Consider the following 15,815-nt stretch of genomic DNA (forward strand, 5'->3'; position numbering starts at 1 on the left):
GGAGAGGCGATGCTCACATTTTTTATCCGTCGCCCGCGCTTTGCGATGGTGATTGCGCTGCTGATGACCTTTGTCGGCGCGGTCTCGCTGAAGCTGATCCCGGTCGAGCAGTATCCGCAGATTACGCCGCCGGTCATCAACGTTAGCGCCAGCTGGCCGGGCGCCAGCGCGGCGGACGTGGCGGAAGCCATTGCCGCGCCGCTGGAGACCCAGCTCAACGGCGTCGATCATATGCTCTATATGGAGTCCACCAGTTCCGATGAGGGGACCTACAGCCTGAGCCTGACTTTTGCCGCCGGGACCGATGCCGATTTAGCCGCGATCGATGTGCAGAACCGCGTGTCGCAGGCGGTGGCGCAGCTGCCTGCCGACGTGCAGCAGAACGGCGTGCAGGTGCGTAAGCGGGCGACGAACCTGCTGATGGGCGTGAGTCTCTATTCGCCGCTCGGCACGCTATCGCCGCTGTTTGTCAGCAACTACGCCAGCACTCAGGTGCGCGAGGCGCTGGCGCGTCTACCCGGCGTCGGGGAAGTGCAGATGTTCGGCGCGCGCGACTACAGCATGCGCATCTGGCTGCGCCCCGACCGCATGAACGCGCTGAATATCACAACCGACGATATTGCCCAGGCGCTGCGCGAGCAGAACGTACAGGGCGCGGCGGGGCAGGTGGGGACGCCGCCGGTATTTAACGGCCAGCAGCAGACGCTGACCATCAACGGTATCGGGCGACTCAGCGACGCCGCCGGCTTCGGGCAAATTGTGGTTCGCAGCGGGGAACGCGGCCAGCTGGTACGCCTGTCTGACGTGGCGACCATTGAGCTGGGCGCGCGCAGCTACAGCTCCGGCGCGCAGCTCAACGGTAAAGATTCCGCCTATCTCGGTATCTATCCGACGCCCACCGCCAACGCCCTGCAGGTCGCCAGCGCGGTGCGCGCTGAGTTGACCCGGCTGCACGCGCGTTTCCCGGCGGATCTCACCTGGGAAGTGAAGTTTGATACCACCCGCTTTGTGGCGGCGACGATCAAAGAGATCGGCGTGTCGCTGGGGCTGACCCTGTTGGCGGTGGTGGTGGTGGTCTCGCTGTTCCTCCAGAGCTGGCGGGCAACGCTGATTGTCGCGCTGGCGATCCCGGTGTCGCTTATCGGCACCTTTGCCGTGCTTTATGCGCTGGGCTACAGCGCCAATACCCTGAGCCTGTTCGCGATTATTCTCGCCCTGACGATGGTGGTGGATGACGCCATCGTGGTGGTGGAGAGCGTGGAAACCAAAATGGCGGAGGGGCTGGATCGCGGCGCCGCGACCGCCGAGGCGCTGCGGCAAATCGCCGGGCCGGTGATCGCCACCACCCTGGTGCTGCTGGCGGTGTTTGTGCCGGTAGCGATGCTGCCGGGGATCGTCGGCGAGCTGTATCGCCAGTTTGCGGTGACCTTATCGACGGCGGTGACGCTGTCGAGCGTGGTGGCGCTGACCCTGACGCCCGCGCTGTGCGCGCTGCTGCTGCGTCCGCGGCCGCAGCAGCCAGCCGCCATCTGGCGCGGTTTTAACCGCGGTCTGGATACGGTGCGCGATGGCTACGGGCGTCTGGTCGGGAGGATGAATCGTCGCCCCTGGCTGGCGCTGGCGGCGACGATGGCGGCGGCCGGGGTGGTGGTGTTTAGCTTTACCACCATGCCAAAGGGTTTTCTGCCGCAGGAAGATCAGGGCTACTTCTTTGCCAGCGTGCAGCTGCCTGAAGCCGCCTCGCTGGAGCGTACCGAAGCGGTGATGGCCCAGGCGCGCGAGCTGCTGTTGTTGAATCCGGCGGTTGAGGATGTGATTCAGGTCTCCGGTTTTAATATTCTCAACGGTACCAGCGCTTCAAACGGCGGATTTATCTCGGTGATGCTGAAGGACTGGCACCAGCGGCCGCCGCTGGAGGCGGTGATGGAAAAGGTGCAGGGCCAGCTGATGGGGCTACCGGAGGCGACGATCATGACTTTTGCGCCGCCGACGCTGCCGGGGCTGGGTAACGCCTCCGGGTTTAATTTACGCATTCTGGCCCAGGCCGGACAATCGCCGGCGGAGCTGGAGCAGGTGACGCATCAGGTGCTGCGGATGGCTAATCAGTACCCGCAGCTGAGCCGGGTATTTACCACCTGGAGCAGCAACGTGCCGCAGCTGACGCTCACCGTCGATCGCGATCAGGCGGCCCGGCTGAACGTACCGGTGGCGAGGATTTTCAGCAGCCTGCAAACCGCGTTTGGCGGCACCCGCGCCGGCGATTTCAGCATCAACAATCGTGTCTACCACGTGGTGATGCAAAACGAGATGCAGTGGCGCGAGCGGGCAGAGCAGATAAGCGAGCTGTACGTGCGCAGCGACAGCGGCGAGCGGGTTCGCCTGAGTAATCTGGTGACGATTACGCCGACGGTGGGCGCGCCGTTTATTCAGCAGTATAACCAGTTCCCGTCGGTATCGGTGAGCGGGTCGGCGGCCGAAGGCGTCAGCAGCCGGACGGCAATGGCGGTGATGGAGCAGATTTTACAAGCGAACCTGCCGCATGGGTATGATTACGCCTGGAGCGGCATCTCCTGGCAGGAGCAGCAGACCGGTAACCAGGCGGTGTGGATTGTGCTGGCGGCGGTAGCGATGGCGTGGCTGTTCCTCGTCGCCCAGTATGAGAGCTGGACGCTGCCGGCGAGCGTGATGCTGTCGGTGCTATTCGCTATCGGCGGGTCGCTGCTGTGGCTCTGGTGGGCCGGTTACGCCAACGATGTGTACGTGCAGATAGGCCTGGTGCTGCTGATCGCGCTGGCGGCGAAAAACGCGATTTTGATCGTCGAGTTTGCCAGGGCGAAGCGCGAAGAGGGGATGTCGATCGTCGACGCCGCCCGCGAAGGGGCGACCCGCCGCTTCCGTGCGGTAATGATGACGGCGGTCTCTTTTATCATTGGCATTGTGCCGATGATGCTCGCTACCGGCGCCGGGGCGCAGAGCCGGCGGATTATCGGCACCACGGTGTTCAGCGGTATGCTGGTGGCGACGGTAATCGGCATTTTGTTTATTCCGTCGCTGTACGTGCTGTTCCAGCGGCTGCGCGAGTGGGCCCACCGCCGGATGTAGGTGGGCTGGGGTTTGGTGTCTGGAGATGTGCTGCGGGTTTGGTAGCCCGGACAGGCGCGGTAGCGCCGCCTCCGGGACGGTGTGGTAGGGGTTCCGTTCACTATTATTCCGCAGAAAATGTCTCACCGTGGTAGGTGAACGGGTAAAGGGGGAGAAAACCGTCTCCCCCTTTACAATCCCCGCGGTCCCGCAAAGAAATCGGTGCTACGCACTGCGCTCACCTCCCGGACCTCAGCCTGCGGTCGGCTCAACTCGACCTTACTCGTCCCATCCCTGGGACTCGCCCCTACGGGGCCAGCGCAAGCGCTGTTCAAAATTGCTCCAGGCAATTTTGTCGTGTCTCGATTCGCCTCTGTCCGCCATCCCTGGCGGCCAGCCCTTGTCTTCAGGCCTCCGGTTCACCGATTTCAGCGGGCACCAGGGCATCGCTGCATATCACGTTGTTTCAGAGACATATCCGCAGCGGCATGAAAATCTCCCCGGGGCCGAGCTACTCCCCGCAAACGATGTTATGCCGACTACCTGCTCTCCACCGCGATCATGGTGACGAACGGATGGTACTGCCACGGCACGCTGCCGCCTTTCTGGTACATCTTCGAAATGGTGCCGTCGAGATAGAGCATCTGGCGCACGTTGAGCCTGGACTGCGCGTAGCAGGCAAAATCATAGAAATTGGTTTCGCGCTCGCTGAGCATAAAGACCACTTTGCCATCGCCGGTGATGCCCACGCCGTTACGCAGCTTGCGCGAGCTGGCGGACGGCTTTAGCCGCCAGTTGATCTTGCCGTTTTCAATCAGCATCGGCCCGGACTGCACGGCGTAGCGGATGGCCGGCGACGGCCTGAATTTATCGATGCTGACAATCCCCGCGTTTTGCCCGCGCAGATAAAACACCCCGCCGGGACGAATAAAAAAGTTGCCGCCGCCGGAAGCGCGGTTAAGCGGGGTCAGCTGTCTGCCTTTCTCGATATACAGCCCCAGCGGCGCGTAGGCTTTATCATAAATTCCGCCGTTCATCGCCATCTGTACCTGTCCGTTGTGGTCGATATCCGCCAGCAGGGCGCGCAGCGATCCCCAGGCTTTGCCGTCCTCTTTTTGCCAGTACATCACGATGCGCTCGCGCTGCGGATCGGCGGTATAGCTTTGCAGCGTCAGCGACGGGTCGGTCAGCGAGCACTTCCCGCTGGCGAAAGCGGGCAGGGATAACAGCAGCAGCGGAAGAAGAGAGAAAAAGCGCACGACAGGTTCCAGACAGACGACGAAAGCGTGCAGTATAGCGTTTTATCGCCGCTACGCCGTCCAGATTTCGCAGTGCTTTTGTACCAGCCCGATTAATGAACCGCCGTTGGCGACAAACTCGCGCATCTGCTGCGGCTCGCTGCGATCCTGCTTCGCCTGGCGCACAATCGCTTCCAGCGCGCTGCCGGCATTCAGCTTGTGGGCGCTGGGGACCAGCCTATCCGCCAGCTGTAAAATTTCTTCGCGCAATGTTCGTTGTTCGCCGCCGTTAACATCGGTATTGATCCCATCGAGCCCGTAGCGGCAGGCCTGATAGCGGTTGAAGGGGTAGAGCAGATAATCCTCGGGTTGATGCTTAAACGGCCGCTCCGTCAGCAGCCAGCAGGCGATGATCTGAATAAACCCGGCGATATTCACCGCCTGAGCAATCGTCAGCGGCGTATCCATCACCCGGACCTCGACGGTACCAAAGCGCGGGCTGGGGCGAATATCCCAGTGCAGATCCTTCATGCTGTCGATCATGCTGGTATAGCTAAGACGGCGAAACAGACCGGTAAAAGCCTGCCAGTTATTCACCCACGGCATCGGGCCGTTATCAGGATAGGCGGCAAACAGGTTAAGCCGCGAGCAGGCAAAGCCGCTATCGGTCCCGTCGAGCCAGGGCGATGCCGCATTCAGCGCGATAAAATGCGGTACAAAGCGCGACAGGCCGTGCAGAAGATAGATGGCATCATCGCCATTTTGACACCCCACGTGCACGTGCTGGCCGAAGATCGTCGCCTGCTTCGCCAGGTAACCAAAGTGCTCGACGGTTTTCAGGTAGCGCGGGTTATCGCTGATCTGCTGGCGCTGCCAGCTTTGGAACGGATGCGTTCCGCCGCCGCAGATCTGCACATGATGGCGGGCGGCGGCGCGCAGCACCGCCTGTTGAATCGCGCTCAGCTGCGCCGTAGCCTGGTGGATATCGCGGCAGACGCCGGTGGCGATCTCCAGCATGCTTTCGGTAATGTCATGCTTGGCCTCGCCCGCTTTCAGCGTGCCCTGGACTTCGTCAATCAGCGCGGAAGAGTCCTGGCTTAAATCAAAGCCCGGCGGGTTGACGACCTGGAGCTCAAGCTCGATGCCGAGGGTAAACGGCTCGGATCGGTGAAAATCAGGTAACGGCATGGCGACTCCCTCTTTCTCATTATCAGAAAGTATAGAAGACAACGCCTCAAACTGATGATTTACCGAAGATTATGAATTTATTTTATAAAAAGTGACGCCGCGTGATTATTCCTTGCCGTAAAAATTAAGGCTGGTGCAATCCTGCAACAGAATTCCCGCCGGTGGTGCAAAAAGATAAGGTGATTTTATTTTTTCAAGTAAAACCATATGGATATTATAAGTCATTCTTATTTTATAAGCCATTTCACACTTATTTTCCGCGCGTTCAGAACTGGTATGTATCTTGCCTGTTAAATAGCGACTTTTATTTAACAGGGACAATGTGATGCTGAAGAAAAAATTATTCTCGCGTAAACGCCATCTCGCCGTTGCTGTTAGCGGGGCATTGGCGCTGTTTGCCTCTGTGCCGACTCAGGCTTCAACCCTGCGGATCGCCATGACCGCCGCCGATATCCCGTTGACCCTCGGACAGCCCGATCAGGGCTTTGAGGGCAACCGCTTCACCGGCATTCCGCTCTACGACGCCCTCGTTGAATGGGATCTCTCACAGGGAGAAAAGCCCAGCGGCCTGGTGCCGGGGCTGGCGACAGAGTGGCACGTTGACCCGCAAAATCAAAGCCGCTGGATTTTCACCCTGCGCCCGGGCGTTAAGTTTCACGATGGTTCAACGGTCAACGCCGATGCCATCGTCTGGAACGTGGATAAGGTGCTGAATAAAGCCGCGCCGCAGTACGCCCCGGGCCAGATAGGCAACACCCTCTCACGCATGCCGACCCTGACCGGCGCGGAAAAGATTGACGACCACACCGTGGCGCTGATCACCTCCGAACCGGACGCGCTGCTGCCGTATAACCTTACCAACCTGTTTATCGTTTCGCCGACGGCGTGGCAGAAGCTGTATGACGCGGTGCCGGCAAACGCCGGCGATGCCGCCGCGCGCAGTAAGCAGGCGTGGACCGAGTTCGCCGCCCACGCGGTGGGCAGCGGTCCGTTCAAAATGGAAAAACTGGTTCCCCGCCAGCAGCTGATCCTCGATAAAAACCCCGATTACTGGAACAAAGATCGCATTCCGCGAGTGGACAAAGTGGTGCTGATCCCGCTGCCGGAAGCTAACGCCCGCACGGCGGCGCTGCTCTCGAAGCAGGTGGACTGGATCGAAGCCCCTGCCCCGGACGCGGTCGATCAGATAAAAGCCCAGGGCTTTAAAATCTACGCCAACACCCAGCCGCACCTGTGGCCGTGGCAGTTCTCCTTCGAAGAGGGCTCGCCGTGGAAAGATATTCGCGTGCGCAAAGCCGCCAACCTGTGCCTGAACCGCGCGGAGCTCAAAAGCTATCTCGGCGGCTATATGACCGAAGCGACCGGCGTCTACGAGGCCGGCAGCCCGTGGCACGGTAAACCCACCTTCCAGATAAAATATGACCCGGATACCGCCCGTAAGCTGATGACCGAAGCCGGGTATAGCGCCGGGAAACCGCTGCACGTCACGGTCGCCACCTCGGCCTCCGGCTCCGGGCAGATGCAGCCGCTGCCGATGAATGAGTACATCCAGCAGAGCCTGAAAAGCTGCTTCTTTAACGTCGATATTAAGGTCAACGAATGGAACACCCTGTTTACCAACTGGCGCCTCGGGGCGAAAGATCCCTCCGCGAAAGGGATCGACGCGATCAACGTCAGCGCCGCGGTTAACGATCCCTATTTCGGCATGATCCGCTTCTCCACCGCGAAGGCCTTCCCGCCGGTGGCGACCAACTGGGGCTACTTCTCGACCCCGGAAACCGAAAAGCTGGCGGCGGCAGTGAAACACGCGTTTACCCCGGCTGAAATGGATAAAGCCGCGGGTGAACTGCACGCCGCGCTGGTCGATCAGGTGCCGTTCCTGTTCGTCGCCCACGATGTCGGACCAAGGGCGATATCGCCAGCCGTCACCGGTGTGGTACAGCCGCAAAGCTGGTTTATCGACCTCAGCCTGGTGAGCAAAAAAGAGTAATCGACACGGGAGCAAGAGATGATCAATACGCTGCTATATCGCATCCTGCTGGCCGTCCCCACCATGCTCGGGGTGGCGGTGATCTGTTTTATGCTGGTGCAGATAGCGCCGGGCGATCCGCTGGTATCGGTGATGCCGCCGGACGCTTCGGAATCGCTGCGTCAGACCTTAATGCAGGCCTACGGCTTTGATAAACCGCTGCCGCTGCAGTTTGTGCACTGGCTATGGCGGGCACTGCACGGCGATCTGGGCATGTCGGTCGCCACCGGGCGCCCGGTCATCGATGAAGTGATGACGGCGGTCACCTACTCTCTGCGTCTGGCGCTGCTGGCGACGGCGATCGGGTTTGCGCTGGGCAGCCTGTTCGGTTTTGTCGCCGGCTACTTTCGTAACAGCATTATTGACCGTCTGGCCTCGGTGCTATCGGTGTTCGGCGTCAGCGTGCCGCACTACTGGCTGGGGATGCTGCTGGTCATCGTTTTTAGCGTCAAATTCGCGCTGCTGCCGGCGACCGGCGGCGGGCCAATCGGCGAGGTGGGTTGGCAGTGGAACTGGGAACACCTGCAGTTTATGCTGCTGCCGGCCTTCACGCTGTCGGTGATCCCGACAGGCATTATCGCCCGCACCGTTCGCTCGCAGGTGGCGGACATTCTCAGCCAGGAGTTTATCATCGGCCTGCGCGCCCGGGGGCTCAACGAGTCGCGGATCTTTCTGCACGTGGTGAAAAACGCCGCCCCGACCGCGCTGGCGGTGATGGGGCTGCAGGTCGGCTATCTGATGGGCGGCTCGATTCTGGTGGAAACCGTCTTCTCCTGGCCCGGCACCGGTCTGCTGCTGAACACCGCTATCTTCCAGCGCGATCTGCCGCTATTGCAGGGCACCATCTGGGTACTGGCGCTGTTCTTTGTCCTGCTCAATCTGCTGGTGGATATTCTGCAAACCAGTCTCGATCCGCGAATTAAGAGGAGCTGACGATGGTGGATACCGTGACGACCAAAGGCATTACCGTCTCTGCCGCGACGGTTGCCCGACAAGGCTACTGGCGCGGCGTGTTTCGCCGCCTGCTGCGCGACCCGGGCGGCGTATTCGTCGGCGCGATCATTCTCGTCCTGCTGGCGCTGGCGCTGTTCGGTCCCTGGCTAATCGTGAAAGATCCGTACCAAACGTCGATGTTTTTACGCCTCAAACCGATTGGCGCCGACGGCTTTCCGCTGGGCTCCGATGAGCTCGGGCGCGATATGCTATCAAGGCTGATTCTCGGCACCCGGCTGTCGCTGTTTATGGGGATTGTCCCGGTGGTGTTCGCCTTTTTCATCGGCGGGGCGATCGGCATTATCGCCGGCTATGCGGGCGGTAAAACCAACACCCTGATTATGCGCACCGTGGACGTGTTTTACGCCTTTCCCTCGGTGCTGCTGGCGATCGCGCTCTCTGGCGCGCTGGGGGCGGGCATCGGTAACGCGCTGCTCTCGCTGACCCTGGTGTTCGTGCCGCAGGTGGCGCGTATCGCCGAAAGCGTCACCGCGCAGGTGCGGCATATGGACTATATCGACGCCGCCCGGGCCACCGGGGCCAGCGCGTTCACCATTATTCGCGTCCAGGTGCTGGGCAACGTGCTGGGGCCGATTTTCGTCTTCTCCACCGGCCTGATTTCGGTGTGCATGATCCTTGCCTCCGGGCTCTCTTTTCTCGGTCTCGGGGTTCGCCCGCCGGAGCCGGAATGGGGGCTGATGCTGAACACCCTGCGCACGGCGATTTATACCCAGCCGTGGGTAGCGGCGCTGCCCGGCCTGATGATTTTTATCACCTCCATTTCGTTCAATATCCTCGCGGACCGCCTGCGTGCGGCAATGGCGATTAAGGAGTAAGCGATGCAACCCTTTATCAATATCGACCTCGGCGGACCGGCGCAGCCGCTGCTGAAGGTCAACAATCTGCTGAAACATTTTCCCGCCGGCGGCGGCAAAGCGCGCGAAGTGGTGCAGGCGGTGGACGATGTCAGTTTTTCGGTGATAAAAGGCGAAACCCTCGGCGTGGTGGGGGAGTCGGGCTGCGGTAAATCCACCACCGCGCGGCTGCTGATGCAGCTGCTTAAGCAGGACAGCGGGGAGCTGATCTTCGATGGTCTGGAGGTGGGTTCATCGCGCCTGCCGATGAAAGCGTATCGCCGCCAGGTGCAGATGGTTTTCCAGGATAGCTACGCCTCGCTCAACCCGCGCATGACCATGGAAGAGAGCATTGCGTTCGGCCAGCGGGTACACGGCGTCAGCGCCAAAGAGGCCAGCGAGTACGCCCGCTATCTGCTGGCGCACGTCGGCCTTGAGCCGGAACGTTTTGCCCATCGTTATCCGCACGCGCTTTCCGGCGGCCAGCGCCAGCGGGTGAATATCGCCCGTGCGCTGGCCATGAAGCCCCGGCTGGTGATTCTTGATGAGGCGGTTTCGGCGCTGGATAAGTCGGTGGAAGCTCAGGTGCTGCAGCTGCTGCAGGAGCTGAAGCGGACGCTGGCGCTGACCTATGTGTTTATCAGCCACGATCTGCACGTGGTGCGCTGGCTGTCGGACCGCATTCTGGTGATGTATCTTGGCGAGGTGGTGGAGATTGGCCCGGCGGAGCAGCTGTTTACCGCCTCGGCCCACCCCTATACCCGGGCGCTGTTAAGCTCGATGCCGTCGATGGACCCGCACAATCGCACCTTAACCTCGCCGCTGAGCGGCGATCCGCCCAGCCCGATTTCTCCGCCCTCCGGCTGCCGTTTTCATACCCGCTGCCCGCATGCCAGAGCGGTGTGCGCCGAGGTGAAACCGACGCTCGAAAGCGTCGGCGAGGGGCACCAGAGCGCCTGCCTGATGGCGCAGCCCGCGTCGCCCTGGCATCAAAATATCGCCATTCAGGAGGTCAGCCATGTCGCATGAAGCCTACGTCCATATCCGCGACCTGCGGGTTGAGTTTCGCCGCGACGGTCAGACGGTCAACGCGGTCAACGGCGTCTCCTTTGATGTGCAAAAAGGCGAGGTGATGGCGCTGATCGGCGAGTCTGGCTCCGGGAAAAGCGTCACCCTGCGCGCCCTGATGCGGTTGCACCCGCCGAAAAGCAGCGTGCTTTCCGGTACCCTGAGGGTCGGGGAAGAGGATGTGTTGAACATGAGCGCCGGGCAGCTGCGGCGCTACCGCGGCGCGCGCTGCGCGATGATTTTCCAGGAGCCGCTGCTGGCCTTCGACCCGGTCTATACCGTGGGCCAGCAGATTGTCGAAGGGCTGCGTCGCCATGAAGGCCTGTCGCGACAGGCGGCGCGGGAAAGGGCGCTCGAGGCGCTGCGCCAGGTACGCATTCCGAGCCCCGAGCGGCGGCTGGATGCATACCCGCACGAGATGTCCGGCGGGATGCGCCAGCGGGCGATGATTGCCCTCGCGCTCTCCTGTAACCCGCAGCTGCTGCTGGCGGATGAGCCGACCACAGCCCTCGATGCCACGGTGCAAATCCAGATCCTGATTCTGCTGCGCGAGCAGCAAAAGCAGCGCGATCTGTCGATTATATTTGTGACCCACGATATCGGCGCGGCGGTGGAGATCGCCGACCGGGTGGCGGTGATGTACGCCGGGCGCATCGTCGAAGAGGCATCGATCGAGGAGATTCTGTATCGTCCGCGCCATCCCTATACCCAGGTGCTGCTGGGCAGCCGGCCGAAAGAGGGGCTGAAAAAGGGCGACGTGCTGCACTGTATCCCCGGCTCACCGCCGGATCTCTCGCGCCTGCCGCCGGGCTGCGCGTTTGCCGAACGCTGTCCGCACGCGCGCCCCGCCTGCGCGCAAAGCCAGCCGACGACCGAACCGGCCGGGCCGCGTCACGTGGTAAGCTGCCATCGCTGGCGTGAGCTGAGCCCGTCCGTTGAAAACCAGGCGCTTTACGCCTGAGGCCAGGAGGAAACCATCATGCAGGACGACATTCGCGCCTTTATGCCCTATCCGCCGCATCCGGTGGCGCATGCGCTCAGCGGGCCGCTGAGCGGCTTAACCTTTGCGGTCAAAGATCTGTTCGACGTGGCGGGCTACCCAACCGGCGGGGGTAATCCGCACCTGCTGGCGCTGTCCGGGATTAAAAACCGCACCGCGCCGGTGGTGCAAAAGCTGTTAGATAACGGCGCGCGCTTTATCGGCAAAACCCATACCAGCGAGCTGGCGTATTCGATGAGCGGGCACAACGTCCATTACGGCACCCCGCGCAACGGCGCCGCGCCGAATCATATTCCTGGCGGCTCTTCGTCCGGTTCGGCGTCGGCGGTATCGAACGAAGTGTGCGACTTTGCCCTCGGCAGCGATACCGGCGGCTCGGTACGCACCCCGGCGAGCTACTGCGGACTGTTCGGCCTGCGTCCGACCCACGGCCGTCTTTCCCTCGACGGCTGCCAGCCGCTGTGCGCCACCATGGATACCTGTGGCTTCTTTGCCCGCTCGCCGGAGGTCTTTTCCACCGTCGCCGCCTGTCTGTTCGACGATGAGCGAGCGGATATCACCGGCGTGCGGCTGGCCAGCCATGAAGGGCTGTTTTCCCGCCTGCCGCTGCGCAGCCAGCAGGCGCTGCTGCCGGTCCGCCAACGGCTGGCGCGCTTTTTCGGCCCGTTAGCGCAGCTCGACGCGCCTCTGCCCGACGCGGACGATATTTATCTCGCCTTCCGCCAGATTCAGGGCTACGAAGCGTGGCAGGCGCAGGGCGAAACCATTGAGCGCTATGATCTGCAGCTAGGCCCGGACGTCCGCGAGCGTTTTTTTTGGGGCAAAGCGGTCACCCGCGCGCAGTTTGACGCCGCCTGCCAGCTGCGCGAGCGTTTTACCGCCTGGTGGGACGCGCTGCTGGGCGATGCGGTCCTGGTGATGCCGACCGTTCCCGATGGTGCGCCGCTGTTGACGGCGCAGGCCGAAGAGATAGAGGCGGTCCGACGCCTGTCTCACGACCTGCTGTTAATTTCCGTGATGACCCAACGTCCGCAGGTGACGCTGCCGGTCGCCCAGACGGGCGGTCTGCCGCTGGGAATCTCATTTTTAGGGCCGCGCGGCAGCGATCGTCTGCTGGTTGAGCTGGCCGCCGCGTTTATGCAAGGAGACCGAAATGAGCAGTGATGTCCTTTTTACCCCGATGACCGAAACCACCGACTGTAGGATTAACGGCGAACGCCTGTGGGCGTCGCTGATGGCGCTGGCGGAAATTGGCGCCACGCCGAAGGGCGGCTGCTGTCGTCTGACGCTCACCGATCTCGATCGCCAGGGACGGGATTTGGTGATTAGCTGGGCACAGGCGGCGGGGATGCGCGTCACCGTCGACAAAATCGGCAACGTCTTTATGCGCCGGGAAGGGCGTAATCCGGCGCTGCCGCCGATTGTCTCCGGTAGCCATATTGATACCCAGCCGACCGGCGGCAAATTTGATGGTAACTACGGCGTGCTGGCGGCGCTGGAGGTGGTACGCACCCTGAACGATCGGGATATCGAAACCGAAGCGCCGATTGAAGTGGTGTTCTGGACCAACGAAGAGGGATCGCGCTTTGTGCCGGTGATGATGGGCTCCGGGGTATTTGCTGGGGTTTTCCCGCTGGAAACCATCTATGCCGCGCAGGATGCGGACGGTAAAACCGTCGGCGAGGAGCTGGCGCGCATCGGCTATATCGGTAGCCAGACGCCGGGCGATCATCCGATTGGCGCCTACTTCGAAGCGCATATTGAACAGGGACCGATTCTGGAGGACGAAGAGAAAATTATCGGTATCGTGCAGGGCGTGCTGGGGATCCGCTGGTATGACTGCGTGGTGACCGGCCAGGAGTCCCACGCCGGACCGACGCCGATGCGTCTGCGCCAGGATGCGCTGCAGGTGGCGACGCGTATTATGCAGGAGGTTGTGGCGATCGCCGGGCGCAGCGAGGAAGGGCGCGGTACGGTAGGGAGGGTGCAGGTCTATCCAAACAGCCGTAACGTGGTGCCTGGGGAGGTCACTTTTTCGATTGATATGCGCAATCTCAGCGATGCGCTGGTGGATGAGATGGACCGCCAGCTGCGGGCGTTTATCGCCGGGGTGGAGCGGGAGAGCGGCCTGAAGGTGGCGCTGAAAGAGGTGAGCCACTATCCGGCGGCGCCGTTCCACCCGGATTGCCAGGCGGCGATCGCCGACGCCGCGCAGCGGCTGGGCTATCCGGTGCGGGAGATTGTCTCCGGCGCCGGGCACGACGCGGTGTATATGAGCTACCTGGCGCCAACCGGGATGATTTTTATCCCCTGCAGGGACGGGATCAGCCACAACGAAATTGAGTATGCGTCGCCGGAGCACGTTGAGGCCGGCGCGAACGTGCTGCTGCAGGTGATGCTGCAGTACGCGCGGGTAGTGTAACCGGTTGTCCCCCCCGGTCGCGCTGCGCTTACCGGGGCTACGGGTTTCCAGCCGCCTGCGGAGAGTAGGGGCGGTAGCCCGGGTAAGGCGTTTACGCCGCGACCCGGGATTTTCGGGCCCGGAGCCTGAGGGAGGCTGATTGGGTAGCCCGGACAGGCGCGTAAGCGCCGCCTCCGGGCTACAAGGGCAATATTAGCGCCCCCCTTCGGGAACGACTTTAGCGGCCAAATTTGCGCGAACCGATAACGCACAGAATCACGCCCAGCGTCACGGCCAGCATCAGTGGGCTGACGGTTTCGTGCAGCAGCGCGGCTGACAGGCCAAGCCCGAAGAACGGCTGTAATAGCTGGAGCTGGCCGACGGCGGCGATACCGCCAGCGGCGAGCCCTTTGTACCAGAAAATAAAGCCGATAAGCATGCTAAAGAGCGACACATAGCCGAGCGCTATCCAGGTGGAAGGCGATATAGCGCCCCATGACGCTGGCCGGGTCATCCACGAGGCCACCAGCATAAAAGGCAGCGCCATAATCAGCGCCCAGCTAATCACCTGCCAGCCGCCGAGCTCCCGGGTCAGCTTCGCGCCCTCCGCATAGCCGAGGCCGCAGACGATCGTCGCCGCCAGCATCAGCAGATCGCCGCTGAGCGACGCCGCCGCGTTTTGCGTCAGGGCGAATCCCACCACCAGCAGGCTGCCAATAACCGAAAAGATCCAGAAAGCGCGGCGCGGACGTTCTTCGCCGCGCAGTACGCCAAAAATGGCCGTCATCAGCGGCAATAGCCCGATAAAAACGATCGAATGCGCTGACGTGACGTGCCGCAGGGCCAGCGCCGTGAGCAGCGGAAAGCCGATCACCACCCCTGACGAGACGATGGCCAGCGGCACAAGCTGCGACGCGCGCGGCCGTTTCTGGCGAAAGCCTGCCAGCAGCGCGATGGCGAGGAGCCCGGCGATAGAGGCGCGCAGAAAGGTCAGCAGGAACGGGTCCATATCGAGCACCGCCAGACGCGTCGCGGGCAGCGAACCGCTAAAAATGATGACGCCCAGTAAACCATTCAACCACCCGGACCACGGCCCGGGCGCCGTTTTGAGAACCGCAGAATTTACCATGCTAACCTCGCTATATTGACCGTGCCGTGCCCGCTTGAGCAATGTTTCAGGCGATGGTAGTGTGCGTAATCTAATACAATCAAATTATTGTCATAGATACATTTCAAGATGAAAGCCCGATACAAAACCATTGTCGACAGCTACGCGCAGGCGATTCATCGCGGACAGCTGGTGGCCGGTACCCGCCTGCCGACGCATCGTACGCTTGCCGCCGCGGAGCGGATCTCGCTGGCCACGGCCACGCGCGTTTATCGTGAACTGGAGGCAATGGGGCTGGTCAGCGGTGAAACCGGGCGCGGCACCTTTGTACGGGATATCACGCTCCCGCCGGGCCACGGCGTCGATCAGCAGGCGCTGGCGGGTGATGTTGTCGACCTCAACTTCAACTATCCTTCGCTGCCGGCGCAGGGGGATGCGCTGCGCGAGGCGCTCAGGCGACTGGCGGTGGCGGGGGATATTGACGCTCATCTGCGCTACCAGCCTCATGCCGGGCGGCTCTCCGAGCGCGAAATTATCGCCCGCTATTTAACCGGCAATCGTTTTGCGCCTGACGCGGAAAATGTGCTGATCGTCAACGGCGCCCAGCACGGGCTGGCGGTGACCGTGATGGGGCTCCTGCGCCCGGGCGATGTGGTGGCGGTGGATGCGCTAACCTACTCGGGCTTTAAAGTCCTGGCCGCGCTTTACCATCTGGAACTGGCGGCGATCCCCTGCCGCGCGGACGGGCCGGATCTGCAGGCGCTTCACGTGCTGTGCCAGCAGCGGCGCGTACGGGCGGTGTATACCATGCCGACGCTACACAATCCGCTGGGCTGGGTGCTCAGCGCCCGCCAG

General features: G+C 62.0%; 12 protein-coding genes. 9 read left to right on the plus strand and 3 right to left on the minus strand.

From position 1 onward, the window contains the following. The first annotated feature begins 9 nt into the window (after positions 1-9). Positions 10-3,102 carry an efflux RND transporter permease subunit gene (locus HMPREF1144_RS23310; RefSeq protein ID WP_009654154.1) on the plus strand — a complete coding sequence of 1,031 codons (3,093 nt, stop codon included), beginning with the start codon at positions 10-12 and terminating at the stop codon, positions 3,100-3,102. Positions 3,103-3,620: 518 nt separating this feature from the next. On the opposite strand, the gene HMPREF1144_RS23315 is transcribed toward HMPREF1144_RS23310, so the two are convergent. Continuing rightward, positions 3,621-4,340, minus strand: coding sequence for a phosphodiester glycosidase family protein (locus tag HMPREF1144_RS23315; protein ID WP_004848582.1), 720 nt, complete (start codon positions 4,338-4,340; stop codon positions 3,621-3,623). 51 nt (positions 4,341-4,391) lie between these two features. Then, the gene (locus tag HMPREF1144_RS23320) at positions 4,392-5,507 is read right to left on the minus strand and encodes a YbdK family carboxylate-amine ligase (protein WP_009654138.1); all 1,116 of its coding nucleotides are present in this window, start codon (positions 5,505-5,507) and stop codon (positions 4,392-4,394) included. Between the two features lie 325 nt (positions 5,508-5,832). Here HMPREF1144_RS23320 and HMPREF1144_RS23325 point away from each other — a divergent pair, with 325 nt between their 5' ends. The 7 genes from HMPREF1144_RS23325 to HMPREF1144_RS23355 are packed head-to-tail and all read left to right on the plus strand — an operon-like array spanning position 5,833 to position 13,873. Then, a complete protein-coding gene (locus tag HMPREF1144_RS23325) occupies positions 5,833-7,497 on the plus strand; it encodes an ABC transporter substrate-binding protein (protein WP_004848585.1) in 1,665 nt (554 codons plus the stop codon). 18 nt (positions 7,498-7,515) lie between these two features. Continuing rightward, a complete protein-coding gene (locus tag HMPREF1144_RS23330) occupies positions 7,516-8,469 on the plus strand; it encodes an ABC transporter permease (protein WP_009654143.1) in 954 nt (317 codons plus the stop codon). 2 nt (positions 8,470-8,471) lie between these two features. Next, entirely contained in the window at positions 8,472-9,365 is an 894-nt protein-coding gene (locus tag HMPREF1144_RS23335) for an ABC transporter permease (RefSeq protein ID WP_009654149.1), read from the plus strand. Between the two features lie 3 nt (positions 9,366-9,368). Then, the gene (locus tag HMPREF1144_RS23340) at positions 9,369-10,412 is read left to right on the plus strand and encodes an ABC transporter ATP-binding protein (RefSeq protein ID WP_004848592.1); all 1,044 of its coding nucleotides are present in this window, start codon (positions 9,369-9,371) and stop codon (positions 10,410-10,412) included. Next, positions 10,402-11,412, plus strand: a complete 1,011-nt coding sequence (locus tag HMPREF1144_RS23345) for an ABC transporter ATP-binding protein (RefSeq protein WP_009654153.1) — start codon at positions 10,402-10,404, stop codon at positions 11,410-11,412. Before HMPREF1144_RS23340 ends, HMPREF1144_RS23345 begins: the two co-directional genes overlap by 11 nt. Before the next feature lie 18 nt (positions 11,413-11,430). Further along, positions 11,431-12,615: an amidase gene (locus tag HMPREF1144_RS23350; protein WP_009654130.1), complete on the plus strand. Its 1,185-nt coding sequence runs from the start codon at positions 11,431-11,433 to the stop codon at positions 12,613-12,615. Next, the gene (locus HMPREF1144_RS23355; protein WP_009654127.1) at positions 12,605-13,873 is read left to right on the plus strand and encodes a Zn-dependent hydrolase; all 1,269 of its coding nucleotides are present in this window, start codon (positions 12,605-12,607) and stop codon (positions 13,871-13,873) included. The genes HMPREF1144_RS23350 and HMPREF1144_RS23355 overlap by 11 nt, the downstream gene beginning before the upstream one ends. Positions 13,874-14,090: 217 nt before the next feature. On the opposite strand, the gene HMPREF1144_RS23360 is transcribed toward HMPREF1144_RS23355, so the two are convergent. Further along, positions 14,091-14,981, minus strand: a complete 891-nt coding sequence (locus tag HMPREF1144_RS23360; protein ID WP_009654124.1) for a DMT family transporter — start codon at positions 14,979-14,981, stop codon at positions 14,091-14,093. A gap of 108 nt (positions 14,982-15,089) precedes the next feature. On the opposite strand from HMPREF1144_RS23360, the gene HMPREF1144_RS23365 reads away from it, so the two are divergent. After that, positions 15,090-15,815: PLP-dependent aminotransferase family protein (locus tag HMPREF1144_RS23365; RefSeq protein WP_009654146.1), on the plus strand; the 726-nt coding region annotated here is incomplete at its 3' end.

This window comes from Klebsiella sp. OBRC7 (assembly GCF_000293135.1).
Lineage (GTDB): Bacteria > Pseudomonadota > Gammaproteobacteria > Enterobacterales > Enterobacteriaceae > Klebsiella > Klebsiella michiganensis.

Excerpts from the sequence above, each read along its gene's own strand:
- HMPREF1144_RS23355 (WP_009654127.1), top strand. The coding sequence starts at position 12,605 with ATGAGCAGTGATGTCCTTTTTACCCCGATGACCGAAACCACCGACTGT.
- HMPREF1144_RS23335 (WP_009654149.1), top strand. The coding sequence starts at position 8,472 with ATGGTGGATACCGTGACGACCAAAGGCATTACCGTCTCTGCCGCGACG.
- HMPREF1144_RS23320 (WP_009654138.1), bottom strand. The coding sequence starts at position 5,507 with ATGCCGTTACCTGATTTTCACCGATCCGAGCCGTTTACCCTCGGCATC.
- HMPREF1144_RS23330 (WP_009654143.1), top strand. The coding sequence starts at position 7,516 with ATGATCAATACGCTGCTATATCGCATCCTGCTGGCCGTCCCCACCATG.
- HMPREF1144_RS23310 (WP_009654154.1), top strand. The coding sequence starts at position 10 with ATGCTCACATTTTTTATCCGTCGCCCGCGCTTTGCGATGGTGATTGCG.
- HMPREF1144_RS23345 (WP_009654153.1), top strand. The coding sequence starts at position 10,402 with ATGTCGCATGAAGCCTACGTCCATATCCGCGACCTGCGGGTTGAGTTT.
- HMPREF1144_RS23360 (WP_009654124.1), bottom strand. The coding sequence starts at position 14,981 with ATGGTAAATTCTGCGGTTCTCAAAACGGCGCCCGGGCCGTGGTCCGGG.
- HMPREF1144_RS23350 (WP_009654130.1), top strand. The coding sequence starts at position 11,431 with ATGCAGGACGACATTCGCGCCTTTATGCCCTATCCGCCGCATCCGGTG.
- HMPREF1144_RS23325 (WP_004848585.1), top strand. The coding sequence starts at position 5,833 with ATGCTGAAGAAAAAATTATTCTCGCGTAAACGCCATCTCGCCGTTGCT.
- HMPREF1144_RS23340 (WP_004848592.1), top strand. The coding sequence starts at position 9,369 with ATGCAACCCTTTATCAATATCGACCTCGGCGGACCGGCGCAGCCGCTG.